The 19,245-nt window shown below is 68.5% G+C and carries 17 protein-coding genes; 12 read left to right on the forward strand and 5 right to left on the reverse strand.

Features of this window, described 5'->3' with window-relative positions:
• Positions 1–26 precede the first annotated feature (26 nt).
• The 5 genes from TRAD_RS04125 (at position 27) to TRAD_RS04145 (ending at position 7,058) form a co-directional block, all read left to right on the forward strand.
• Entirely contained in the window at positions 27–833 is an 807-nt protein-coding gene (locus tag TRAD_RS04125) for a DUF72 domain-containing protein (RefSeq protein ID WP_013177335.1), read from the forward strand.
• Between the two features lie 81 nt (positions 834–914).
• A complete protein-coding gene (mutS, locus tag TRAD_RS04130) occupies positions 915–3,446 on the forward strand; it encodes a DNA mismatch repair protein MutS (protein WP_013177336.1) in 2,532 nt (843 codons plus the stop codon).
• Complete coding sequence (gene mutL / locus TRAD_RS04135) at positions 3,446–5,122, forward strand: DNA mismatch repair endonuclease MutL (protein ID WP_013177337.1); 1,677 nt, start codon at positions 3,446–3,448, stop codon at positions 5,120–5,122. Before mutS ends, mutL begins: the two co-directional genes overlap by 1 nt.
• A 100-nt stretch (positions 5,123–5,222) precedes the next feature.
• The gene (locus TRAD_RS04140) at positions 5,223–6,047 is read left to right on the forward strand and encodes a DUF4388 domain-containing protein (protein WP_013177338.1); all 825 of its coding nucleotides are present in this window, start codon (positions 5,223–5,225) and stop codon (positions 6,045–6,047) included.
• A gap of 147 nt (positions 6,048–6,194) precedes the next feature.
• Positions 6,195–7,058: a YihY/virulence factor BrkB family protein gene (locus tag TRAD_RS04145; protein ID WP_013177339.1), complete on the forward strand. Its 864-nt coding sequence runs from the start codon at positions 6,195–6,197 to the stop codon at positions 7,056–7,058.
• On the opposite strand, the gene TRAD_RS04150 is transcribed toward TRAD_RS04145, so the two are convergent.
• Entirely contained in the window at positions 7,055–7,396 is a 342-nt protein-coding gene (locus TRAD_RS04150; protein WP_013177340.1) for a hypothetical protein, read from the reverse strand. The genes TRAD_RS04145 and TRAD_RS04150 overlap by 4 nt on opposite strands.
• Before the next feature lie 130 nt (positions 7,397–7,526).
• On the opposite strand from TRAD_RS04150, the gene deoC reads away from it, so the two are divergent.
• From deoC to TRAD_RS04180, 5 genes are all read left to right on the forward strand, one after another.
• The gene (gene deoC, locus TRAD_RS04155; protein ID WP_013177341.1) at positions 7,527–8,549 is read left to right on the forward strand and encodes a deoxyribose-phosphate aldolase; all 1,023 of its coding nucleotides are present in this window, start codon (positions 7,527–7,529) and stop codon (positions 8,547–8,549) included.
• A gap of 10 nt (positions 8,550–8,559) precedes the next feature.
• Complete coding sequence (locus TRAD_RS04160) at positions 8,560–8,814, forward strand: hypothetical protein (RefSeq protein WP_013177342.1); 255 nt, start codon at positions 8,560–8,562, stop codon at positions 8,812–8,814.
• Positions 8,814–9,212 carry a type II toxin-antitoxin system VapC family toxin gene (locus TRAD_RS15065; RefSeq protein ID WP_013177343.1) on the forward strand — a complete coding sequence of 133 codons (399 nt, stop codon included), beginning with the start codon at positions 8,814–8,816 and terminating at the stop codon, positions 9,210–9,212. The genes TRAD_RS04160 and TRAD_RS15065 overlap by 1 nt, the downstream gene beginning before the upstream one ends.
• Positions 9,213–9,221: 9 nt before the next feature.
• Entirely contained in the window at positions 9,222–9,782 is a 561-nt protein-coding gene (locus TRAD_RS04170) for a GNAT family N-acetyltransferase (protein WP_148221182.1), read from the forward strand.
• Positions 9,783–10,241: 459 nt separating this feature from the next.
• Positions 10,242–12,680 (forward strand): aldehyde dehydrogenase family protein, encoded by a 2,439-nt coding sequence (locus TRAD_RS04180; RefSeq protein WP_013177346.1) that lies wholly within the window; start codon positions 10,242–10,244, stop codon positions 12,678–12,680.
• Positions 12,681–12,722: 42 nt separating this feature from the next.
• On the opposite strand, the gene lhpH is transcribed toward TRAD_RS04180, so the two are convergent.
• The gene (gene lhpH / locus TRAD_RS04185) at positions 12,723–13,730 is read right to left on the reverse strand and encodes a trans-3-hydroxy-L-proline dehydratase (RefSeq protein WP_013177347.1); all 1,008 of its coding nucleotides are present in this window, start codon (positions 13,728–13,730) and stop codon (positions 12,723–12,725) included.
• 110 nt (positions 13,731–13,840) lie between these two features.
• On the opposite strand from lhpH, the gene TRAD_RS04190 reads away from it, so the two are divergent.
• Together TRAD_RS04190 and TRAD_RS04195 are read left to right on the forward strand one after the other, a co-directional pair.
• The gene (locus tag TRAD_RS04190) at positions 13,841–14,869 is read left to right on the forward strand and encodes a Gfo/Idh/MocA family protein (protein WP_013177348.1); all 1,029 of its coding nucleotides are present in this window, start codon (positions 13,841–13,843) and stop codon (positions 14,867–14,869) included.
• Positions 14,869–15,879, forward strand: a complete 1,011-nt coding sequence (locus TRAD_RS04195) for a Gfo/Idh/MocA family protein (RefSeq protein WP_013177349.1) — start codon at positions 14,869–14,871, stop codon at positions 15,877–15,879. The genes TRAD_RS04190 and TRAD_RS04195 overlap by 1 nt, the downstream gene beginning before the upstream one ends.
• A gap of 201 nt (positions 15,880–16,080) precedes the next feature.
• On the opposite strand, the gene TRAD_RS04200 is transcribed toward TRAD_RS04195, so the two are convergent.
• The 3 genes from TRAD_RS04200 to TRAD_RS04210 all read right to left on the reverse strand — a co-directional run bounded on the left by TRAD_RS04200 (position 16,081) and on the right by TRAD_RS04210 (position 19,165).
• Complete coding sequence (locus tag TRAD_RS04200) at positions 16,081–16,905, reverse strand: carbohydrate ABC transporter permease (RefSeq protein WP_013177350.1); 825 nt, start codon at positions 16,903–16,905, stop codon at positions 16,081–16,083.
• A complete protein-coding gene (locus TRAD_RS04205; RefSeq protein WP_013177351.1) occupies positions 16,902–17,831 on the reverse strand; it encodes a carbohydrate ABC transporter permease in 930 nt (309 codons plus the stop codon). Before TRAD_RS04205 ends, TRAD_RS04200 begins: the two co-directional genes overlap by 4 nt.
• 83 nt (positions 17,832–17,914) lie before the next feature.
• On the reverse strand, positions 17,915–19,165 hold the full coding sequence (locus tag TRAD_RS04210) for an ABC transporter substrate-binding protein (protein ID WP_013177352.1): 1,251 nt from the start codon (positions 19,163–19,165) through the stop codon (positions 17,915–17,917).
• Between the last annotated feature and the right edge of the window lie 80 nt (positions 19,166–19,245).

Below are 19,245 nucleotides of genomic sequence, written 5' to 3' on the forward strand. Positions count from 1 at the left end.
GCGCGCGCCGCGGCGTAGGCTGGAGCATGGAACTCTACCTGGGCACCGGCGGCTACAGCAACGACGACTGGGTTGGGCTGTTCTACCCCGAAGGCACCAAGCCGGGCGACTATCTCGCTCACTACGCGGCGCACTTTAACGCGGTCGAACTCAACAGCTCGTTTTACAACATCCCCGGGACGAAAGCCTTCGCGGGGATGCTCAAAAAGAGCGAGGCGCGACTTCGCTTCGCCGTCAAACTCCACCAGAGCATGACGCACACCCGCGACGCCGACGCGGAGCTCTACGGACGCCTTTTCGAGTCGGTCGCGCCGCTCCGCGAGGCGGGGATGCTGGGGCCCTTTCTGGCGCAGTTCCCCTACTCGTTTCACCGGACGCCCGAAAACCGCCGCTACCTCAAGGGCCTCACCGACCGCTTTGCGGAAGCCGGCGAGGCGCTGGCGGTGGAGTTTCGCACCGCCGAGTGGCACGTGCCGGAGGTGTATGAAGCGTTCGCCAGAGCGGGGCTGATCGCGGTCAGCGTCGACTACCCGCAGCTCCCCAAGCTGCCCCCGCCGGAGCTGCTGGTGACCTCGAGCACCGCTTATATCCGGCTGCACGGGCGCAACGAGGACACATGGTACGGCGGCAAGAGCGCCGCCGAGCGCCACGACTACCGCTACACCCCGGACGAGCTGCGGCCGTGGGTGAGCGCTGTTGTGGCGCAAGCGGAGCGGCTCGAGCAGGTCTACGTGTTTTTCCAAAACACCACCAAGGGCCACGCGCTCAAAAACCTGGCGATGCTCAAAGAGCTCTTCGCCGAGCACGACGTCGACGCGCCCATCTCGCTCTAGGGGGCGAGGTGCGGGTCCGCGAACCAGTCTGCTGCAAGCTGCGCGTTCTAGCGTCCTTTCGGGGGGCGGTATCATGGCGCCATGACGCTTAAGGGTGAGGGAAAAGGGCCGCTACCACCGCTTCTAGCTCAGTACGTGGAGCTGCGCGAGCGCTACCCCGACTACCTGGTGCTCTTTCAGGTCGGCGACTTTTACGAGACCTTCGGCGAGGACGCCGAGCGGCTCGCGCGCGCGATCAACATCACCCTGACGCACAAGACGAGCAAGGACTTCGTCACGCCGATGGCGGGGATCCCGGTGCGGAGCGCCGACAGCTACCTCGAAAAGCTCCTGGCCCAAAACATCTGCGTGGCGATCGCCGACCAGCTCGAGAGCCCAGCCGATGCCGACGGCCTGGTGAGGCGCGACGTCACCCAGCTCATCACCCCCGGCACCGTCACCGATGACAAACTCCTGCGCCCCGACGCGACCTATCTGGCGGCGGTCGCGACCGGCGAGGGTTACGGTTTGGCGCTTCTAGACCTCTCGACCGGCGAGTTTCGCGGCACCCAGCTCTACAGCAAAGCGGCGCTCTTCGACGAGCTGCGCCGCTACCGCCCCGCCGAGCTCCTCTTGGCCCCCGAGCTGCACGCCCAGGAGAGCTTTCGCGAGGGGTGCTGCGAGCGCTTTTCGGTGATGGTGACGCGCGGGCGCTTCGACGAGAGCGAGGCGCAAGGGGCGCTCGCTGGGCACTTCGGCGCGCTCCCGACGGGGCTGGATACGGCGGCGCTCTTGCGGGCCGCCGGGGCGGTGCTCTCGTACGCGCGCCACACCCAGCGCGGGAAGCTACCCCAGGTCACGCGCTTCGTGCGCTACGACCCGAGCGCCTACATGCAGCTCGGCGAGACGGCGCTCGCCACCTTGGAGGTCTTTCGCACCGCGCACGCTGCGCTCGGCGAGGGGGGGCGTACGCTCCTCAGCATCCTCGACGCGACCCGCACGGCGCCGGGCCGGCGGCTGCTGCAGGCGTGGCTGCGCCACCCGCTGCTCGACCGCGAGCTCATCGAGGCGCGCTTAGGCGCCGTCGAGGCGTTTGTTCAGGACGGGGTGCTGCGCCGCGAGGTGCGCAAAGCGCTCTTTAAGATGCACGACCTCGAGCGCCTCGCCTCGAAGCTCGTCACGGAGCGCGCGAACGCCCGCGACCTCTGCGCCCTGGCGCGCTCGCTGGCGCTCGTCCCGGAGCTGAGGCGACTCCTCGGCGCTCGCGGCGAACGGGCGCTCGCGGCGCTCGGCGAGCGCCTGCGCGTCCCCGAGGGGGTGTGCGAGCGCGTCGGGGCGGCGTTGGTCGATGACCCGCCGCTCAAGATCACCGAGGGCGGCCTTATCCGCAGCGGCTTCGACCGCGAGCTCGACGGTCTGCGCGCGCGGGCCGAGGACGCGCGCGCGTGGATCGCCGCCCTGGAGGCCGAGGAGCGCGCCGCGACGGGGATCCCCACGCTCAAGATCGGCTTCAACGGGGTTTTCGGCTACTACCTCGAGGTCACCCGCCCCTATCTCGAGCGCGTGCCGCCGAGCTACCGCGCCGTGCAGACGTTAAAGGACCGGCAGCGCTACGTCCGCGACGACCTGCGCGAGCGCGAGCGGGAGATTCTGCGCTTCGAGGCGGCCGCCAAGGGCCGCGAGTACGAGGTCTTCGGCCTCCTGCGCGGCGAGCTCGCCGCCGCGGCCGACGCGGTGCGCGACCTCGGCGCGGCCTTGGCCGAGCTCGACGTCTACAGCGCGCTCGCCGAGGTGGCCGCCGAGGGCCGCTTCTGCCGCCCCACCTTCTCCGAGGGGGCGCTCGAGATCCGCGCGGGGCGGCACCCGGTGGTCGAGCGCTTTCACCCCTTTATCCCCAACGACCTCACCATGTCGCCGAGTGAGCGGCTGCTGATCCTCACCGGCCCTAATATGTCGGGCAAGTCGACCTATTTGCGGCAGAGCGCGCTTATTGCGCTGCTCGCGCAGATCGGTTCGTTCGTCCCGGCCGAGAGGGCCGTGCTGCCGCTCTTTGAGCGCATCTACACCCGCATCGGCGCGTCGGACGACATCGCGGGGGGGCGCAGCACCTTCATGGTCGAGATGAGCGAGCTTGCCACCATTTTGCAGAACGCCACCCCCAAGAGCCTCGTGCTTTTAGACGAGATCGGGCGCGGGACGAGCACCTTCGACGGCCTCGCGCTCGCCTGGGCGGCGGCGGAGTACCTCGAGGCGCGCACCGGCGCCTACGTCCTCTTCGCCACCCACTACTTCGAGCTGACCGCCCTCGAGGGGCGGCTCGCGAGCGCGCGCAACCTGCACGTCGCCGCCAAAGAGGAGGCAGGGGGGCTGACCTTCTACCACCAGGTCCTGCCGGGACCGGCGTCGAAAGCCTACGGGCTCGAGGTCGCCAAACTCGCGGGCGTCCCCGCGAAGGTTTTAGCGCGCGCCCGCGCCCTTTTAGAGGGGCTCGAGGCGACCCGCAACGACCAAGCCAAAGGGGTGGTCGACGCGCTGTTGGCGGTCGACGTCAGCCGCCTGTCGCCCCTTGAAGCGCTCCAGCTCCTTTACGAGCTGCAAGACCGCGCGCGCGGCCTGGCGCCGCAACCCACGTAATGGCGCCGATCCGCCGCCTGCCCCCCGAGGTGGTGCGCGAGATCGCCGCCGGCGAGGTCGTCACCGCGCCCGCGGACGTCCTCAAAGAGCTCCTGGAGAACGCCCTCGACGCCGGCGCCACGCGCCTCGAGGTGGCCCTGGATGGGGGCGGCACCGAGCGCGTCGCCGTGCGCGACAACGGCGCCGGCATCCCCGCAGCGGAGCTGCCGCGCGCGGTCGAAGCGCACAGCACCTCGAAGCTCTCGGGGGAGGACGCCGGGGCCGCTTTGCGCGCGCTCTGCACCCTGGGGTTTCGGGGGGAGGGGCTCTACGCCATCCGCCACGCCGCGCGGCTCTGCTTGACGAGCCGCCCCGCAGCGCAGCTCGGTGGCGCCTCGTTGGAGGCCTTTGGCGACGAGGTCGCGCTCCGCACCCACCCCGCCCCGCAGGGGACGCTCGCGGTGGTGACCGACCTCTTCGCGCGGCTTCCGGCGCGCCGCGCCGCGCTGGGGTCGGCGAGCGCCGAAAGCCGGCGCGCGCTCGCGCTCCTGTCGCGCTACCTCCTGCACCACCCGCACCTGCACGTCAGCCTCGAGCAAGACGGTGAGACCCGTTGGCGCTACGCCGGGGGCGGGTTTCGCGAGGCCGTCAAGTTCCTCTGGGGAGCGGTGACGGCCAACCGCCTGCTCGGCGTCGCCGCCGAAGGGGAGGGGTACGCGCTCGCGGGGCTCCTCTCGCGCCCCGAGCTCTCCCGCCCGCGGCGCGACCGCCTGCTGCTAGCCGTCAACGGGCGCCCGGTCGAGTGGGACGAGGAGCTCCTCAAAGCCGTCACCCACGCCTACCGCGAGCTGCTCCGCGCCGGGCACTTCCCCGTCGGCGTCCTCAACCTCACCGTGCCCCCCGAGCAGGTGCTGGTCAACACCGCGCCCGACAAGAGCCGCGTGCGCTTTTTGGCGCCCGAAGCGCTCGCCGCGTTTTTGCGCGAGGCCGTGCGGGCGACCCTAGGCGCCAACCCCTTGGCGCCGAGCCTGCCGGAGCTGCAGGCGCCGCCGGCGCTCTTCGCGGCGCCGCGCCACCGCTTCCCGGCGCTGCGCTACCTCGGGGTCTACCGCGAGCTCTACCTGCTCGCCGAGGGCGAGGGGCAGCTCTGGGTCGTCGACCAGCACGCGGCCCACGAGCGGGTGCTCTTCGAGGAGCTGGAGCGCCGCTACCGCCAAGAGCCCCCCGTCGAGCTCCCCGCCCCCGAGCTGCTGCCCCTCTCACCGGAGGAGGAGGCGACCTACGCGGCGCGCCGCGAGGCGCTCCGCGCCGCCGGGCTCGAGCTCGAGCCCTTCGGCGGCGGCCGCTACCGCGTGCGGCGCGTACCCGCCTTTTTGCTCGGCCACCCCGAGCTGCTCCCCGGCGTCGTCAGCGGCGCCCTCGGCCGCCGCGGGGCCGACGAGGCGTGGCGCGCGGTCCTCGCGCGGCTCGCCTGCTTGCCCGCGATCAAAGCGGGGCGCACCCTAAAGGACCCGCAGGCGCTGCTCGACGCGCTCGCGCGCTGCGAGACGCCCTGGGCTTGCCCCCACGGCCGCCCGACGGCGCTGGTTTTAAGCGAGCTCGAGCTCGCGCGCCGCTTCGGTCGGCGGGGGGTGCGGGCGGTGCCCGCGGCGCCCCCTGACACCCCCGAGGTGCCGCTGGCGCTGCAGCCAGAGTAGGGCCGGGCGATGCCAGGTTTTTCGCAGCTCGCACCCCGCCCCCATAGGATAGTAGAGGGGTGCCGCGACCCCGCTACCGCCTCGCCGCGCGAGAACCCCGATGAACGTCCTTGTGGTGACGGCCGACGACCCTCAGGCGCGAGCGCTCTGGGCGCGCTTTTACAAACGCCTGCTCGGCGATCTCGTCTTCCGGCACGCGAGCAGCGTCCCCGAAGCGCTCGCGCAGATGCGCGCCGAGCTCCCCGACGTCGTGGTGAGCGCTCGGGAGACCGGCGGCGTCGGGGCGCTCGAGGTGTTGCAGCGCGTGCGGGGGGAGACCAAACTCCGCGAGGTGCCCCTCATCCTGCTCGATGAGGCGCTCTTAGGCCGCCTGTCGCCCTCGCGCCTCGAGGCGATCCTCGCCGCCGACGCCCACCCCGCCGACGTGCTCGAGGCGGCCTTTACGCTGCTCATTACCAACGGCCGCTTTCGCGAGGCGGCGCGCGCCCCCCACGCGCCCAGCGACGCCGGCCACCCCTCACGCGGCTGCGCCTTAGCGCGGCGCCACTACGCCCCGCGCGGCCGCGAGGTCAAGGTGAGCGGCACGCTCGAGGTGATGTCGCTCTTTGACCTCGTCTTGTCGCTGACGCAAAAGCGCAACTCGGGGCGCCTCTACCTGCTGCTAGCGGGCGTCGAGGCACTTTTGGTCTTTCAGCAGGGGCGCTTCGTCCACGCCGAATACGAACAGGAGACGGGCGAAACGGCCCTGCTGCACATCTTTTTGGAGGCCGAGCGCCACCCCGAGGCGGAGTTTTTCTTCGAACCCTCTCCCCCGTTGCCGCAGGAGGGGATGACGCTCCACGCACCCGTGCAGGAGCTGCTCCTCAAGGTCGCCGTGGCCCTCGACCACCGGCGTAACGTCGCCGCTCCAGGGGTGCAAACGTAGCTCCCGTAAGCTAGATGGCGCTGCGATAGACTAAAGACGCTCCCTTGACGGGCAGCGTCAAGGGGCCTACTTGCAGCCTAGAGCGCGTGAGCAAAGCCGCTGTGCCTTCACGCCGCGCTCTTGGCGTCTCGCTGAAGGAGACGTTCTGTGGACGTGTTGCGTATCTTTAGCCGCGCTGCGATGGTCTGGTCGTCGCACAACGCACCCCGCTTGGGGGCGGCGCTGGCTTTTTACACCGTGCTGTCGCTTGCACCGCTCCTTTTCGTCGCGGTCGGGATGACGAGCGTCTTTCTGAGCCAAGCGGAGGTGCAAGCGGGGATCATCGCCCAAGTCAGCCGCGCGGTCGGCGAGGAAAACGCTGCGATCATCGCGGTGCTCGAGTTGCTCTTTCGCAACATCTTCGACGCCTACGCTCGGCCGACGACCGGGGTGCTCGCCTCGCTCGGCGGTTTTGCGGGGGTGCTCTTCGGCGCTTCGCTCGTGCTCCTCGAGCTGCGCGCGTCCTTAAACACCATCTGGGGGATCCAGGCGGAGGTCGCCTCGAAACGCGAGGGCGTGTTGCGCTTTCTGAAAAACCGCGTTATCTCGGTGCTGATGGTTTTCGGCCTCGGCTTTTCGCTGCTCGTGCTCGTTGTGCTCAACACCTACCTCAGCGCGTCGGCGGCGCTTTTGCAGGGCCGGGTGCCGGTGGTGATGCTGCAACGCCTCGAGACGACCCTCAGCCTGGGCCTCATCTTCGCCTTTTTCCTCTTTGTCTTTAAAGTGCTGCCTTCTGCCAAGGTGCAGTGGCGCGAGGTGTGGCTAGGGGCGCTGGTGAGCACCCTGCTCTTCGCCTTCGGGCGCTACCTCATCGGGGCGTACCTCGCCAACAGCGCCCTGAGCAGCGCCTACGGGGCGGCGGGGTCGTTCGTGCTGGTCTTGCTGTTTGTCTTCTACTCCGCGCAGATCCTCTTTTTCGGCGCGGCCTTGTGCCGCGCGCAGCGCGAGCGGGCGCGCGTCTACCCGGCTTAGGGGCGCCAGTTCAGGCGGCTCCAGCCGACGAGGTCGTCGACGAGTTGATGGCTCGCGAGGTTGAGGGCCACCGCGCCGGGGTCGCGCCCGTGCTGCGCGCGGTAGACCGCCTGCAGGTGCACCTTGACGCGCTCCCGAAACGGCTCGAGCCCCAGCACCTCGCCCCCTTGGCGCTCGTCGTCGCCCGCCCAGCGCGCCTCGAAACCGCCGCGGTCGCCGAGCCCCAAGCCGCGACGCGAGAGCGTCACCGCACATACGCCCAAGGGGGTGCGCACGAGGTAGTGCTCGGCAGCACCCGCCTGCGCGCCGCTAGGGGTGTCGTCGGGGGGACGCTCCACACCCTAGGTTAGCACCGGTAGAACCTCGCGCGTACGCTACACTAACGGTGAGCTAAGCGCCCTCCACGTTTTAGCACCCAGTCAGGACGCCCCGAGAGGACGGGGGCGTCCGCGCGAGCGAGGAGACCCCATGACGGTTCAAGAGACCCCACAAGCAACCCCGAACGGTACGCCGGACGCTGCCTCCTACCCTGCCTTTCACCCCACCCACGGGGTTCGCAACCCCGGCACGGCGCTCGAGCTCGACTGGGTGCGCGGCGCCCAGGTCAACCGGAGCGCCGTCGAGCGCCGCGTCGCCACGCTCCCCGGGCGCCGCACCGTGAAAAACGTTCACCAGGCCGCGTGGCTCCTCAAAGCGGTGAGCTGCATCGACCTCACCACCCTCGCCGGCGACGACACGCCGGGCCGCGTGCGGCGCCTCTGCGCCAAAGCGCGCCGCCCCGTGCGCGAGGACCTCCTAGAGGCGCTCGGGATGACGGGGCTTACCGTCGGCGCGGTCTGCGTCTACCCCACGATGGTGCCCCACGCGGTGCGCGCGCTCTCCGGCTCCGGCGTTCCCGTCGCGTCGGTCGCGACGGGTTTTCCGGCGGGGCTCACGCCCATGCCCCAGCGCCTGGAGGAGATCCGCTACGCCGTCGCCGAGGGGGCGGCTGAGATCGACATCGTCGTGACGCGCGCGTTCGTGTTGACCGGGGACTGGGAAGCCTTGTACGACGAAGTCAGGACCTTCCGTGAGGCCTGCGGCGAGGCGCACCTCAAAGCCATTTTGGCAACGGGCGAGCTCGGCACTCTGCGCAACGTCTACAAGGCGTCCTTGGTCGCCATGATGGCCGGGGCGGACTTTATCAAGACCTCGACCGGCAAGGAGGCCGAGAACGCCACCCCGGAGGTGAGCCTGGTCATGGTGCGCGCCATCCGCGACTACCTGGAGCGCACGGGCTACGAGGTCGGGTTTAAACCCGCCGGGGGCATCCGCACGGCCAAAGAGGCGCTCTTGTGGCTCTCGCTGACGAAAGAGGAGCTGGGGCGGGCGTGGCTCGAGCCCGGACGCTTCCGCTTCGGCGCGAGCAGCCTTTTGGGTGATATCGAACGGCAGCTCGAGCACTTCGTCACCGGGCGCTACTCGGCCGCGTACCGGCACCCGCTAGCGTGAGGAGGCTGGCATGACGGTAAAAGAGCGTGTGATGAGGCGTATTGAACAGCTGGATGAGGCGCAGTTAGAGCAGCTCGAACGCGGCTTGTTGGAGCAATGTGAACATCACGCGAACGCCATCACGCCGGAGTTGGCGGAGGAGTTTCAGCTGCTCGAGGAGCTCGCCGCTCCGATGAGCGAGCCTGACCGCCAAGCGTTTGAGGCGTCGGTGCGCCGCCGACCGCTCTTTGGCGGCAGAAGCTTGGACCTCGAGCCTGACGTTTGATGGTCACGCTCGATACCAACGTCGTCTCAGCGCTTATTACCGGCCACGAGGAGGTGGTCGCGCGGTGGAAGCAAGCGCGCCTGGCTGGCGCGCAGGTAAAGCTCAACGCCATCAGCTACTACGAGATGCGGCGGGGGTTGGTTCTGCCCCGCTTCGCACGCAAGTTCGCAGCTTTCGAGCGCTTGGTCAGCCTACAGGGCTTGTTGCTGCTCGACCGCCCTGCTTTGGATGTCGCCGCGAGCATCTATCAAGACCTCCGCAGTAGGGGTACCCTTTTGGAGGACGCTGACATCTTGATTGCGGCTGTTGCCCTTGCGAACGGAGCGACCCTTGCCACCCGTAACCTCAAACACTTCTCCCGTATTGAGGGACTCAAGCTCGAGTCCTGGGAGGCGTAGGTGTTCGCCATGCGCATTGACGAAGGGCTCGAGCTGCGCCTTTTGGAGCAGCGGCACGCGAGGGCGCTCTACGACCTGACGACAGCCAACCGCGCCCACCTGCGCCCCTACTTGCCGTGGGTGGACAAGCTCGAGTCGGTGCGCGGGACGGAAGCCTTTATCAGGTCGGGGCTCGAGCAGTTCGCGCGCGGCGACGGCTTTCAAGCGGGTATCTACCACCGCGGGGCGCTCGCCGGGATGTGCGGCCTGCACTACATCCGCCCGGACACGCGCCGCACCGAGATCGGCTACTGGCTCGCCGAGGCGGCGCAGGGCCAGGGTATCGTGACGCGGGTCTGCGCGGGCCTCTGCGCGTACGCCTTTGAGGAATTGGGCCTTCACCGCGTCGAGATCCGCTGCCACCCCGGCAACGCCAGGAGCCGCGCCGTGCCCGAGCGCCTGGGGTTTACCGAGGAGGGCATTTTGCGCGGGGTCGACAAGCTCGCTTCGGGGTGGGCGGACTGGGTGGTCTACGGGCTTTTGGAGGACGAGTGGCGGGCCCGAAACGGGGCGGGCGCCGTTCTAGAATGAGCGCACGGCGGGTTAGGTGGTCGGGGAGGTCGCGGTGGAGGTCAGAAAAGCGTTCGGCACAGTTGGCGGGGGCGGCCTCGAGGGGTTGCTCGCCATGCGCGGTGAGGTGCGGGACTGAGCCACCTGGACACGATCCGTGTCGTGCCGCTCTGCACGCTCGAGGCAACGCGTGGGGACGTAGAGGCGTTTTTGCGCAGCCAACCCCTTGACCGCTTGACGGTAAGCCGCTGGGTGGATGCGCGTCTGCGCGCGCGACGCGCTGATGAGGCGGTTCGGTGAGCACGTGGAGACCACCTCTTGCACGTGTGTCCCGACGTTTGCCGACGCCGACCTTGCGGCGACCCTCCTCCTTGCCGCCATTGACAACGCGCGACGTCCCCTCGACACGCTCGGCAAAACCCCTCTTCGCGCCGCGCAGGCGCTCGGCGTCGCCGCGAGCGATGCCGGGATAGGAGCCCCATGACGGTAGACAACCCCACCGTAAAGGATATCTTCGACACGATGGACTACGGCCCCGCCCCCGAGAGCGCCGCGAGCGCCGTCGCGTGGCTTGAGCGCCACGGGCGCACCTTCGACCTCTTTATCGGCGGCGCGTTCGTGAGGTCAGCCTCCGAAGAGCGCTTCGACGTCATCAACCCAGCGACCAGGGAGGTCTTGGCGAGGGTCTCGCAGGCGGGCGAACAGGACGTGGACGCGGCGGTCGCGGCGGCGCGCAAAGCCTTCGGGCCGTGGTCGGCGCTCTCTGGGCACGCGCGCGCCCGCTACCTCTACGCGCTCGCTCGGGGCGTGCAGCGGCACTCGAGGCTCTTTGCCGTCCTTGAAACCCTCGACAACGGTAAACCGATCCGCGAGACGCGCGACCTAGACCTCCCTCTCGTCGCCCGGCACTTCTACCACCACGCGGGTTGGGCGCAGCTTAGAGACACCGAGCTTGTGGGCTACGAGAGCGTCGGCGTGTGCGGCCAGATCATCCCCTGGAACTTCCCGCTGCTGATGCTCGCCTGGAAGGTCGCGCCAGCGCTCGCGATGGGCAACACCGTGGTGCTCAAACCCGCCGAATTCACTCCCTTGACCGCCCTGCTCTTCGCCGAACTCTGCCAGGAGGTCGGGCTGCCGCCGGGGGTCGTCAACATCGTCACCGGCGACGGGCGCACGGGCGAACTGCTCGTCGCCCACCCGGACGTCGACAAGCTCGCCTTTACGGGGTCGACCGAAGTCGGCAAGCTCATCCGCGAGAAGACGGCGGGGAGCGGTAAAAAGCTCTCCCTGGAGCTAGGCGGCAAGTCGCCCTTTATCGTCTTCGACGACGCCGACCTAGACAGCGCCGTCGAGGGGGTCGTCGACGCCATCTGGTTTAACCAGGGGCAGGTCTGCTGCGCGGGCTCGAGGCTGCTCGTTCAGGAGGGCGTGGCCGAGCGGATGACGCACAAGCTCCGCGAGCGCATGGAGCGGTTGCGCGTCGGCTCGCCGCTCGACAAAGCCGTGGACATGGGGGCCATCGTGGCGCCGGTGCAGCTCGAAAAGATCGCCCGCTTGGTCGAGCAGGGCAAGGCCGAGGGGGCGACCTGCTACCAACCCTCGTGGGCGGTACCCGAAGAGGGCCTCTTCTACCCCCCGACGCTCTTTACGAACGCCCACCCCGCCTCCACGGTCGCGCAGGTCGAGATCTTCGGCCCCGTGATCGCCAGCACCACCTTCCGCACCCCCGCCGAGGCGGTCGAGCTCGCCAACCACACCCGCTACGGGCTGGCCGCCTCGGTGTGGACGGAGAACGTCAACCTGGCCCTCGACGTCGCCCCCAAACTCAAAGCGGGGGTGGTGTGGATCAACTGCACGAACCTCTTCGACGCGGCCTCGGGCTTCGGCGGTTACAAGGAGTCGGGCTTCGGCCGCGAGGGGGGGCGCGAGGGGCTCTTCGAGTACCTGGTGCCGAGCTGGGAGAAGAGGCAGAAGTCAGAAGTCAGGAGCCAGAAGTCAGGAGGTAGGCGTCAAGCGACCTCGGAGGGTTCAGAGTCCACGGCAGATGAGACCCTGCCGAGCTTCGGGATGCCGCCCATCGACCGCACGCCGAAGCTCTACATCGGCGGCAAGCAGGTGCGGCCCGACTCGGGCTACAGCCTCCCCGTCTTTGACGCCAAAGGCAACCTCGTCGGGGAGGTCGGCGAGGGCAACCGCAAGGACGTTCGCAACGCCGTCGAGGCCGCGCGCAAGGCGTCGGGTTGGACAAAGGCGACGGCGCACGCTAGGGCCCAGGTGCTCTACTACCTCGGCGAAAACCTCGCGGCGCGCGCCCCCGAGTTCGCGGCGCGGCTCTCGCAGCTCACCGGGGCCTCGAGGCGAGCGGCCGAAGCGGAGGTCGAGGCGGCTATCGAGCGCATCTTCTTCTACGCCGCTTACAGTGACAAGTACGACGGCGCCGTGCACGCGACCCCGGTGCGCAACGTCACCCTCGCCATGCTCGAGCCCCTGGGCGTCGTCGGGGTGGTCTGCCCGGACGAGGCGCCCTTGCTGAGCCTTCTGTCGCTCACGTTGCCCCTCATCGCCCTCGGCAACCGCGTGGTGGCCGTCCCGAGCGAGCGCTACCCGCTCCTAGCGACCGACCTCTACACGGTTCTGGATACCTCCGACGTGCCGGGCGGGGTGCTGAACCTCGTCACGGGGCCCCGTGACGCGCTCACGAAGACGCTAGCTGAGCACGACGAGGTGGACGCGCTTTGGTACGTCGGCACCGCCGAGGGGAGCGCGCTGGTCGAGCGGGCGTCGGTGGGCAACCTCAAAAGGACGTGGGTGAATGACGGCTACGCGCGCGACTGGTTCGACCCCGTGCAGGCCCAGGGGGGGGAGTATCTGCGGCGCGCGGTGCAGGTGAAGAATATCTGGGTGCCGTATGGGGAGTAAACTTGGGAGACGATATTAAGATGCTTGTTTCGTTCCCGGGCGCTAACGCAGCAAGAACCCCTCGCCCACCGCGTCATCGGGCTCGACGACCCACTGGCAAAAGCCGGTGATGTGGGCGCTGCCGCTCACTTCGGGGACCACGGCGGGAAGGTCCCCCACGGTCGTCTCGCTAAGCACCCTGCCCGTAAAGACCGTCCCCAAGATGCTCTCGTTGACGAAGGTCTGGCCGAGCGCGAGACGCCCCCGCGCGTAGAGCTGCGCCATGCGCCCCGCCGTGCCGGTGCCGGTCGGGGAGCGGTCGACCTCGCGGTCGGCGAACACGCAGATGTTGGCCTGGTCCGAACCCTCGTGCCGCGGCGGGCCGCCGATGATGGTGCCGTAGAGGCCGCGCAGCGCGGGCTCCTCGGGGTGAACGACCTCGAGCGTCGCCTCGACCGCCCGCTTCACCTCGTCGCCGAGCTGCACGAGCGCGCGGGTGTTCTCTGGTCGCACCGCTAGCCCCGCTTGCGCCCCGTCCAGATAGGCGTAGAACGCGCCGCCGAAGGCGATGTCCAGGGTCAGCTCGCCGAAGCTGGGCGTCACGACCGTGAGGTCGCGCGCGTACAAAAACGACGGCACGTTGCGAAAGCGCACGCCCGACGCCTTGCGGCCGTCCCACGCCACGAAGGCCTCGATAAAACCCGCCGGGGAGTCGATGCCGACGCGCGTCTCGGGCGTTTGCGCGCTCACCATGCCCGTCGCCACGGCCACGGTCGCTACCGCGATGATGCCGTGGCCGCACATGGTGCTGTAGCCCTCGTTGTGCATAAAGATCACCCCGAAGTCGGCCTCCGGGGTGACGGGTGGGGTCACGTAGCAGCCGTACATGTCGGCGTGCCCGCGCGGTTCCCACATCAGGCTGCGGCGCACCCCATCCAAGTTGTCGCGCACCCAGCGGCGCTTTTCGAGCATCGTCGCGCCGGGGATGAGGGGGATGCCTGCCGTGACGATGCGCAGCGGTTCGCCGGCGGTGTGGGCGTCGATGGTGGTGTAGGTGCGGCGAAACTCCATGCGAGCAGTATAGACGCCCGGAGCCGTTGGCAAACGCCGTAGCCGGGCGGTAAGCTCGGCTAACGCTGCACAAGGAGGGCGCCGCGAGGGGCGTCCGAAGGAGGCTCGTCATGCGCGTTGGGATCGTCGGGGCTGGAACGATGGGCCGAGTTCACGCGGCCGCCTGGTCGCAGACGGAAGCGGAGCTCGTAGGGGTGACCGCGCTCGAGCCCACCTCGAGCGCCGCGCTCGCCGAGCGTTACCGCGCGCGGGCCTTTGCGAGTTACGAGGAGCTGCTGCGTGAGGTCGACGTCGTCGACCTCTGCGTGCCGACCGACCTTCACTGCGCGATGACCCTACGGGCCGCGGCGGCGGGCAAGCACGTGGTGTGCGAAAAGCCGCTCGCGCTCTCTTTAAGTGACGGGGAGCGCATGATCGGCGCTTGCGAGGCGGCCGGGGTACGCCTTTTCGTAGCGATGGTGGTGCGCTTTTTCCCGCAGTACGCGCTCGCCGCGCGCGCGGTGCAGGCGCTCGAGCTGGGCACGCTCGGGGTGCTGCGCCTCAAACGCGTCTCCTACCCGCCGCAGGTTTTAGACAACTGGTTCGCCGACCCCGCGCGTTCGGGGGGGATGCTGGTCGACCTGATGATCCACGACCTCGACTACGCCCGCTGGCTCGCGGGGCCCGTGACGCGCATTTTTGCCAAGTCGGTGCGTTCGCAGCGGGCGGGGCCCGGCGCTGCAGAAAGCGAGGCGGGGGGCGCGCGCGCCGACTACGCCCTCGTCACGCTGCGCCACGAGAGCGGGGCGATGTCGCTGATCGAGGGGGGGTGGGCGCACCCGCCGGGGGTCTTTCGCACGGGGTTCGACCTCGCGGGCTCGAGCGGCGTGCTCGAGTGGCGCTCTGAAGACACCGAGACCATCCGCCCCTACCTGTACCCCACGGCGGACGCGCGGGACGTCGCCGGCGTCGGGGTGCCGACTTCGGCGCTCCTGGAAGATCCCTACAGCGCCGAAATCCGGCACGTGTATGAGGCGCTCGCGAGCGGCGCGCCCTTTCGCGTGACGGCCGAGGAGGCGCTAGAGGCGCTGCGGCTCGCGCTGGCCGCGCAGCGTTCGCTCGAGACCGGCCGCCCCGTACACCCGCAGGAGGTCGCGTGATGCCGCGCGCGCCGCTGCGGATCGGTATCCTGAGCCTCGCGCACGTGCACGCCGACGGGTACGCGCGGCTGCTGCTGGAGCGCCCCGACGTTCGCTTCGTCGGCGTTTCAGACGACGACCCACAGCGCGGGGCGCGGGCTGAACAGGCCTTCGGCGTGCGCTGGTTTGCGCGCCACGAGGACCTGCTCGCCGAAGGTCTCGACGGCGTCCTGATCTGCTCGGAAAACGCCCTGCACCGCGCGCACGTCGCGTTGGCCGCGGCGGCGGGCGCGCACGTGCTGTGCGAAAAACCCATCGCGACCACCCTGGAGGACGCCGAGGCGATGCGCGCGGCCTGCGCGCGCGCAGGGGTGCGCTTTATGACCGCTTTCCCCATGCGCTTCGACGCTTCGGTGCGCGCCGCCAAAGATCTCTTGGCGCGCGGCGACCTCGGCGAGCTCTACGCGGTCAACGGGATCAACCATAGTGAGAACCCCAGAGGGCACCGCGCCTGGTTTGCGCAGCGCGACCTCGCCGGTGGCGGCGCCGTGATGGACCACACCGTTCACCTCGTCGACCTCCTGCGCTGGTATACGGGGAGCGAGGTGCGCGAGGTCTACGCGGAGGTCGCCAACCCCTTCGACCCCGAGGTGGACGTGGACACCGCCGGGATCGTCACGCTGACCTTCGGCAGCGGGCTTTTTGCCGCCGTAGACTGCTCTTGGAGCCGCCCCGCCGGGATCTATCCGCGCTGGGGGCACCTCAAGATGGAGCTCGTCGGCGCGCGCGGCGTGGTTTCAGTCGACGCGTTCGGGCAGTACGCCACCCGCTTTGGCGGCACGGCCAGCCGTCCGGTGACGTGGCACAACTGGGGGAGCGACCCGAACCGCGCGATGTTGGCGGCGTTTTTAGAGAGCGTCCGCGAGGCTCAAGAGCCGCCGGTGACGTGGCGAGACGGGTACGAAGCGCTCAAGGTGGCGCTGGCGTGTTACGCGTCGGCGGCGCGGGCGCAGCCCGTAGCCCTTGGGTAGCTCGAGCGGCGGCCTTCGCGCCTCGTAGGAGCGGCTGGGGGGCACAACCGCTTCACGACTGGCTGCCGTTACCCTCTCGGGACATGCGTGCTCGACGGAAAACGCGCGCGTCGGGGCGGTGTGTGTACGGGCACGCACATCTGCACATCTGGCGTCTGGGGTGGGCTCGAGCGGCCGCCGCGTGGGGCCGGTTCGGGAGGCTCACTTCACCGACCCCGCCGTCAACCCTCGGATGAGCTGCCTGGAAAAGAGCACGTAGAGGACGATCACCGGCACCATCGCCAGCGTCAGGGCGGCGAGCACCGCGTTCCAGTCATTGATGTACTGGCCCAAGAAGACCTGCGCGCCCAGGATGACCGTCTTGGTGCGCTCGGCGGGCGCCAAAATGAGCGGGAACCAGAGGTCGTTCCAGATGGGGATCATGTTAAAGACCGCCACCGTGCCCAGCGCGGGGCGCACGAGCGGCAGCACGAGGGCGTAGATGCGGTACTCGCTGGCGCCGTCGATGCGGGCGGCGTCCTTGAGGTCCTTGGGGACCTGGCGCATGAACTGCGTCAGGATAAAGACCGCCAGTGGAATCCCCGCCGCCGCGTAGACCAGGATGAGCGCTAGGAGCGTGTTGGTGAGCCCGAGACGCACCATCATCTGCAGCAGGCTGACTGTGCCTAAGCGGATGGGCACCATGATGCCCAGGGCGAGGTAGAGCCCCAGGAGGGTGTTGCCGGGGAAGGGGTACTCGGCGAGCGCAAAGGCGGCCATCGAACTTACCCAGAGGATGAGGGCGAGCGAGGCGAGTGTGACGACGAGGCTGTTGCGGAAGTACAGGGGGAAGTCCGCCCCGCCGAGCACCGTCCGGTAGCCCGCGAGGTCCCAGGTTTCGGGTGTCGGCGGCGCGTAGGGGGTGCGGAAGATGGCCAAGCGTCCCTTGAACGAGTTGACGATCACGAGCACTACGGGGAAGAGCGCCAGCGCGGTGTAGAAGAGCAGCACCGTGTGCGCGGCCAGGGTCGCGGCGGGGCGCTTCACAGCTCGATCCGCTGCAGGCGGCGTTGGTAGCCGAAGAGGTACACGAGCACGCCCGAGAGGATGACCAGCAGCATCACCCCCGCGATCGTAGCGCCCATCGTGGGGTTGCCGGGTTGGAGCTGAAAGCCGAAAAAGGTGCGGAAGAAGAGGGTGCCCATGATGTCGGTCGAGAAGTTGGGGCCGGCGATGGCGCGCTGGGTGGTGTAGATGAGGTCGAAGGCGTTGAAGTTGCCCACGAAGGTGAGCACCGAGACGATGCCCACGGTGGGCAGGATGAGCGGGAACTGGACGCGCCAGAACACCCCCCAGGCGGTCGCGCCGTCGACCCTAGCGGCCTCTAAAAGTTCATCGGGGATGCCGACGAGGGCCGCGAGAAAGAGCATCATCGGGATGCCGACGTTTTGCCAGACCGACACCAGCGACAACGTCACGAGCGCCGTCGACTCCTGACCGAGCCACGGTTGGTTGAGGTGCTCGAGGCCGAAAAGGCCCAAAACGTCGCCGGAGATGCCCCACAAGGGGCTTAAGATAAGGCGCCAGATAAAGCCGATGAGGACGACCGAGAGCACCGTGGGGGTAAAGATCAGCGTGCGGTAGACCGCGCGGCCGCGCACCAGCTTCGACGAGAGCAGAACCGCTAGAGAGAGCCCCACGGGGTTTTGCACGAGCATGTGGATGGCGAAAAAGAGGACGTTGTTGGAAAGCGCGTTCAGAAGTTGCGGCGCCCACTGCGGGTGCGAGAGGAGCGTGCGGTAGTTCTGCAACCCGACGAAAGCCAGCCCCCGAGCGCCCCCCTCCTCGACTGTCGGCGCGAAGAGGCTGAGCCGTAGGGAGTCCAGCAGCGGATAGATCATAAAGGCCGTGTAGAGCAGCACGGCGGGGGCCAAGAAGACGAGGATGTGGACGGGGAAGGGTCTGCGGCGCATGGGGTAAGCAGAAGTCAGTAGCCAGTAGTCAGAAGTCAGTAGGGTTTATTTTGACTTCTGACTACTGAATGCTGGCTACTAGTCTACTCTCCCTGCTGCGGCTCGTACCAAGCCTCGAGCCCCGCCTGCACCGTCTGCGCCGCCTCTTGCGGGGTGATCTCGCCGTTTAACAGCCGCGCGGAGACGTTCCAGAGCTGGTTCTCGTTGTTCGGCTCGCCGCGCGAGAGGATCTGGTAGCTCGAGCGGATGGTCGATGCGCACTCGCCGCGCCAGCTCACGAACTCTTGGGCCAAGGGGTCTTGAAGCGTCACCTCGTGGTTCGAGAGCGGGAAAAAGCCGGGGAGCGCGTTTGCGTAGAGCTCGGCAAATTCGGGCGTGGTCATCCACTCCAAAAAGAGGCGCGCGGCCTCCTGATTGGGGCTAGCGGCGTTTAGGCCCATGCCGATGTCCGTGTGGTCGCTGATAAAGCAGTCCTCTTGGCCTTCGGGCGGGGGCGGGCGAAAGGCGCCCATGGGGAAGGGGGCCTGCTGGTTGAAGACCGAGATGTCCCACGAGCCCGCCGGGTAGACCGCGCCCATCCCGAGGGTAAAGGCGGCCTGCGCGTCGGGGTAGGTGGTCGCCTGGTAGCCGTTCATCAGAAAGGGCCGCCACGCGGCGAGCGCTTCAAACGCCGCCAAAAAGCCGCCCTCGTCGTAGCCGATGGTGCCGTCGATGAGGCCCCGCCGCCCCTCTTCGCCGCGCCAGTAGTTCGGACCGATGTTCTGGTAGCCCATGGTGGCCGCTTCCCACTGGTCGGCGGTGCCCATGATGAGGGGTTCGTAGGCGCCGCTCTCGCGAACCGTCTGCAGCAGGCTCAGGAACTCCTCGTAAGTCTGCGGCTCAGAAAGGCCTAACTCGGCGAAGATGTCCTGGTTGTAGATAAAACCGTGGATGACCGAAGCCATGGGGACGCAGAAGACGTCGGAGCCGTCGTCGGTGATCCAGGCGCTCTTGGCGACGTCCGAAAAGTTCTCCATACCGGGGAGGTCGTTTAAGGGGGCGAGGTGCCCCCTCTGAAAGAGGTCCAAGGAGACGTCGAAGGGGCGGCAGGTGATGAGGTCGCCCGCGCTGCCCGCCTCGAGCTTGGAGTTAAGCACCGCGTTGTACTCCGCCGGAGCCGACGGCGCGAAGGTCACCTGGATGTCTGGGTAGCGCGCGTTAAAGGCGGGGATGATGGTCTCTTGCCAGACCGTGAGGTCGTCGTTACGCCAGCTCTCGATGGTGAGGCTTCCGCTCTGAGCGAGCGCGGCGCCGAGCAGGGTAGAGCAGAGGACGAGGCCGAGGCGAAGCTTCATAGACCCTCCTATAGATCTGTGAGCTGGCCTCTACTCTACGCTTTTGCCCGCGCGCTCGCTAGATGTGGCTCTGTAGCGAT

The sequence above is a fragment of the Truepera radiovictrix DSM 17093 genome (genome assembly GCF_000092425.1).
Taxonomy (GTDB): Bacteria; Deinococcota; Deinococci; order Deinococcales; family Trueperaceae; genus Truepera; species Truepera radiovictrix.

What these genes read in the sequence shown, in the direction of transcription:
- TRAD_RS04125 (WP_013177335.1), top strand. Translation starts at nt 27, where the DNA reads ATGGAACTCTACCTGGGCACCGGCGGCTACAGCAACGACGACTGGGTT.
- mutS (WP_013177336.1), top strand. Translation starts at nt 915, where the DNA reads ATGACGCTTAAGGGTGAGGGAAAAGGGCCGCTACCACCGCTTCTAGCT.
- mutL (WP_013177337.1), top strand. Translation starts at nt 3,446, where the DNA reads ATGGCGCCGATCCGCCGCCTGCCCCCCGAGGTGGTGCGCGAGATCGCC.
- TRAD_RS04140 (WP_013177338.1), top strand. Translation starts at nt 5,223, where the DNA reads ATGAACGTCCTTGTGGTGACGGCCGACGACCCTCAGGCGCGAGCGCTC.
- deoC (WP_013177341.1), top strand. Translation starts at nt 7,527, where the DNA reads ATGACGGTTCAAGAGACCCCACAAGCAACCCCGAACGGTACGCCGGAC.
- TRAD_RS04160 (WP_013177342.1), top strand. Translation starts at nt 8,560, where the DNA reads ATGACGGTAAAAGAGCGTGTGATGAGGCGTATTGAACAGCTGGATGAG.
- TRAD_RS15065 (WP_013177343.1), top strand. Translation starts at nt 8,814, where the DNA reads ATGGTCACGCTCGATACCAACGTCGTCTCAGCGCTTATTACCGGCCAC.
- TRAD_RS04170 (WP_148221182.1), top strand. Translation starts at nt 9,222, where the DNA reads ATGCGCATTGACGAAGGGCTCGAGCTGCGCCTTTTGGAGCAGCGGCAC.
- TRAD_RS04180 (WP_013177346.1), top strand. Translation starts at nt 10,242, where the DNA reads ATGACGGTAGACAACCCCACCGTAAAGGATATCTTCGACACGATGGAC.
- lhpH (WP_013177347.1), bottom strand. Translation starts at nt 13,730, where the DNA reads ATGGAGTTTCGCCGCACCTACACCACCATCGACGCCCACACCGCCGGC.
- TRAD_RS04190 (WP_013177348.1), top strand. Translation starts at nt 13,841, where the DNA reads ATGCGCGTTGGGATCGTCGGGGCTGGAACGATGGGCCGAGTTCACGCG.
- TRAD_RS04195 (WP_013177349.1), top strand. Translation starts at nt 14,869, where the DNA reads ATGCCGCGCGCGCCGCTGCGGATCGGTATCCTGAGCCTCGCGCACGTG.
- TRAD_RS04205 (WP_013177351.1), bottom strand. Translation starts at nt 17,831, where the DNA reads ATGCGCCGCAGACCCTTCCCCGTCCACATCCTCGTCTTCTTGGCCCCC.
- TRAD_RS04210 (WP_013177352.1), bottom strand. Translation starts at nt 19,165, where the DNA reads ATGAAGCTTCGCCTCGGCCTCGTCCTCTGCTCTACCCTGCTCGGCGCC.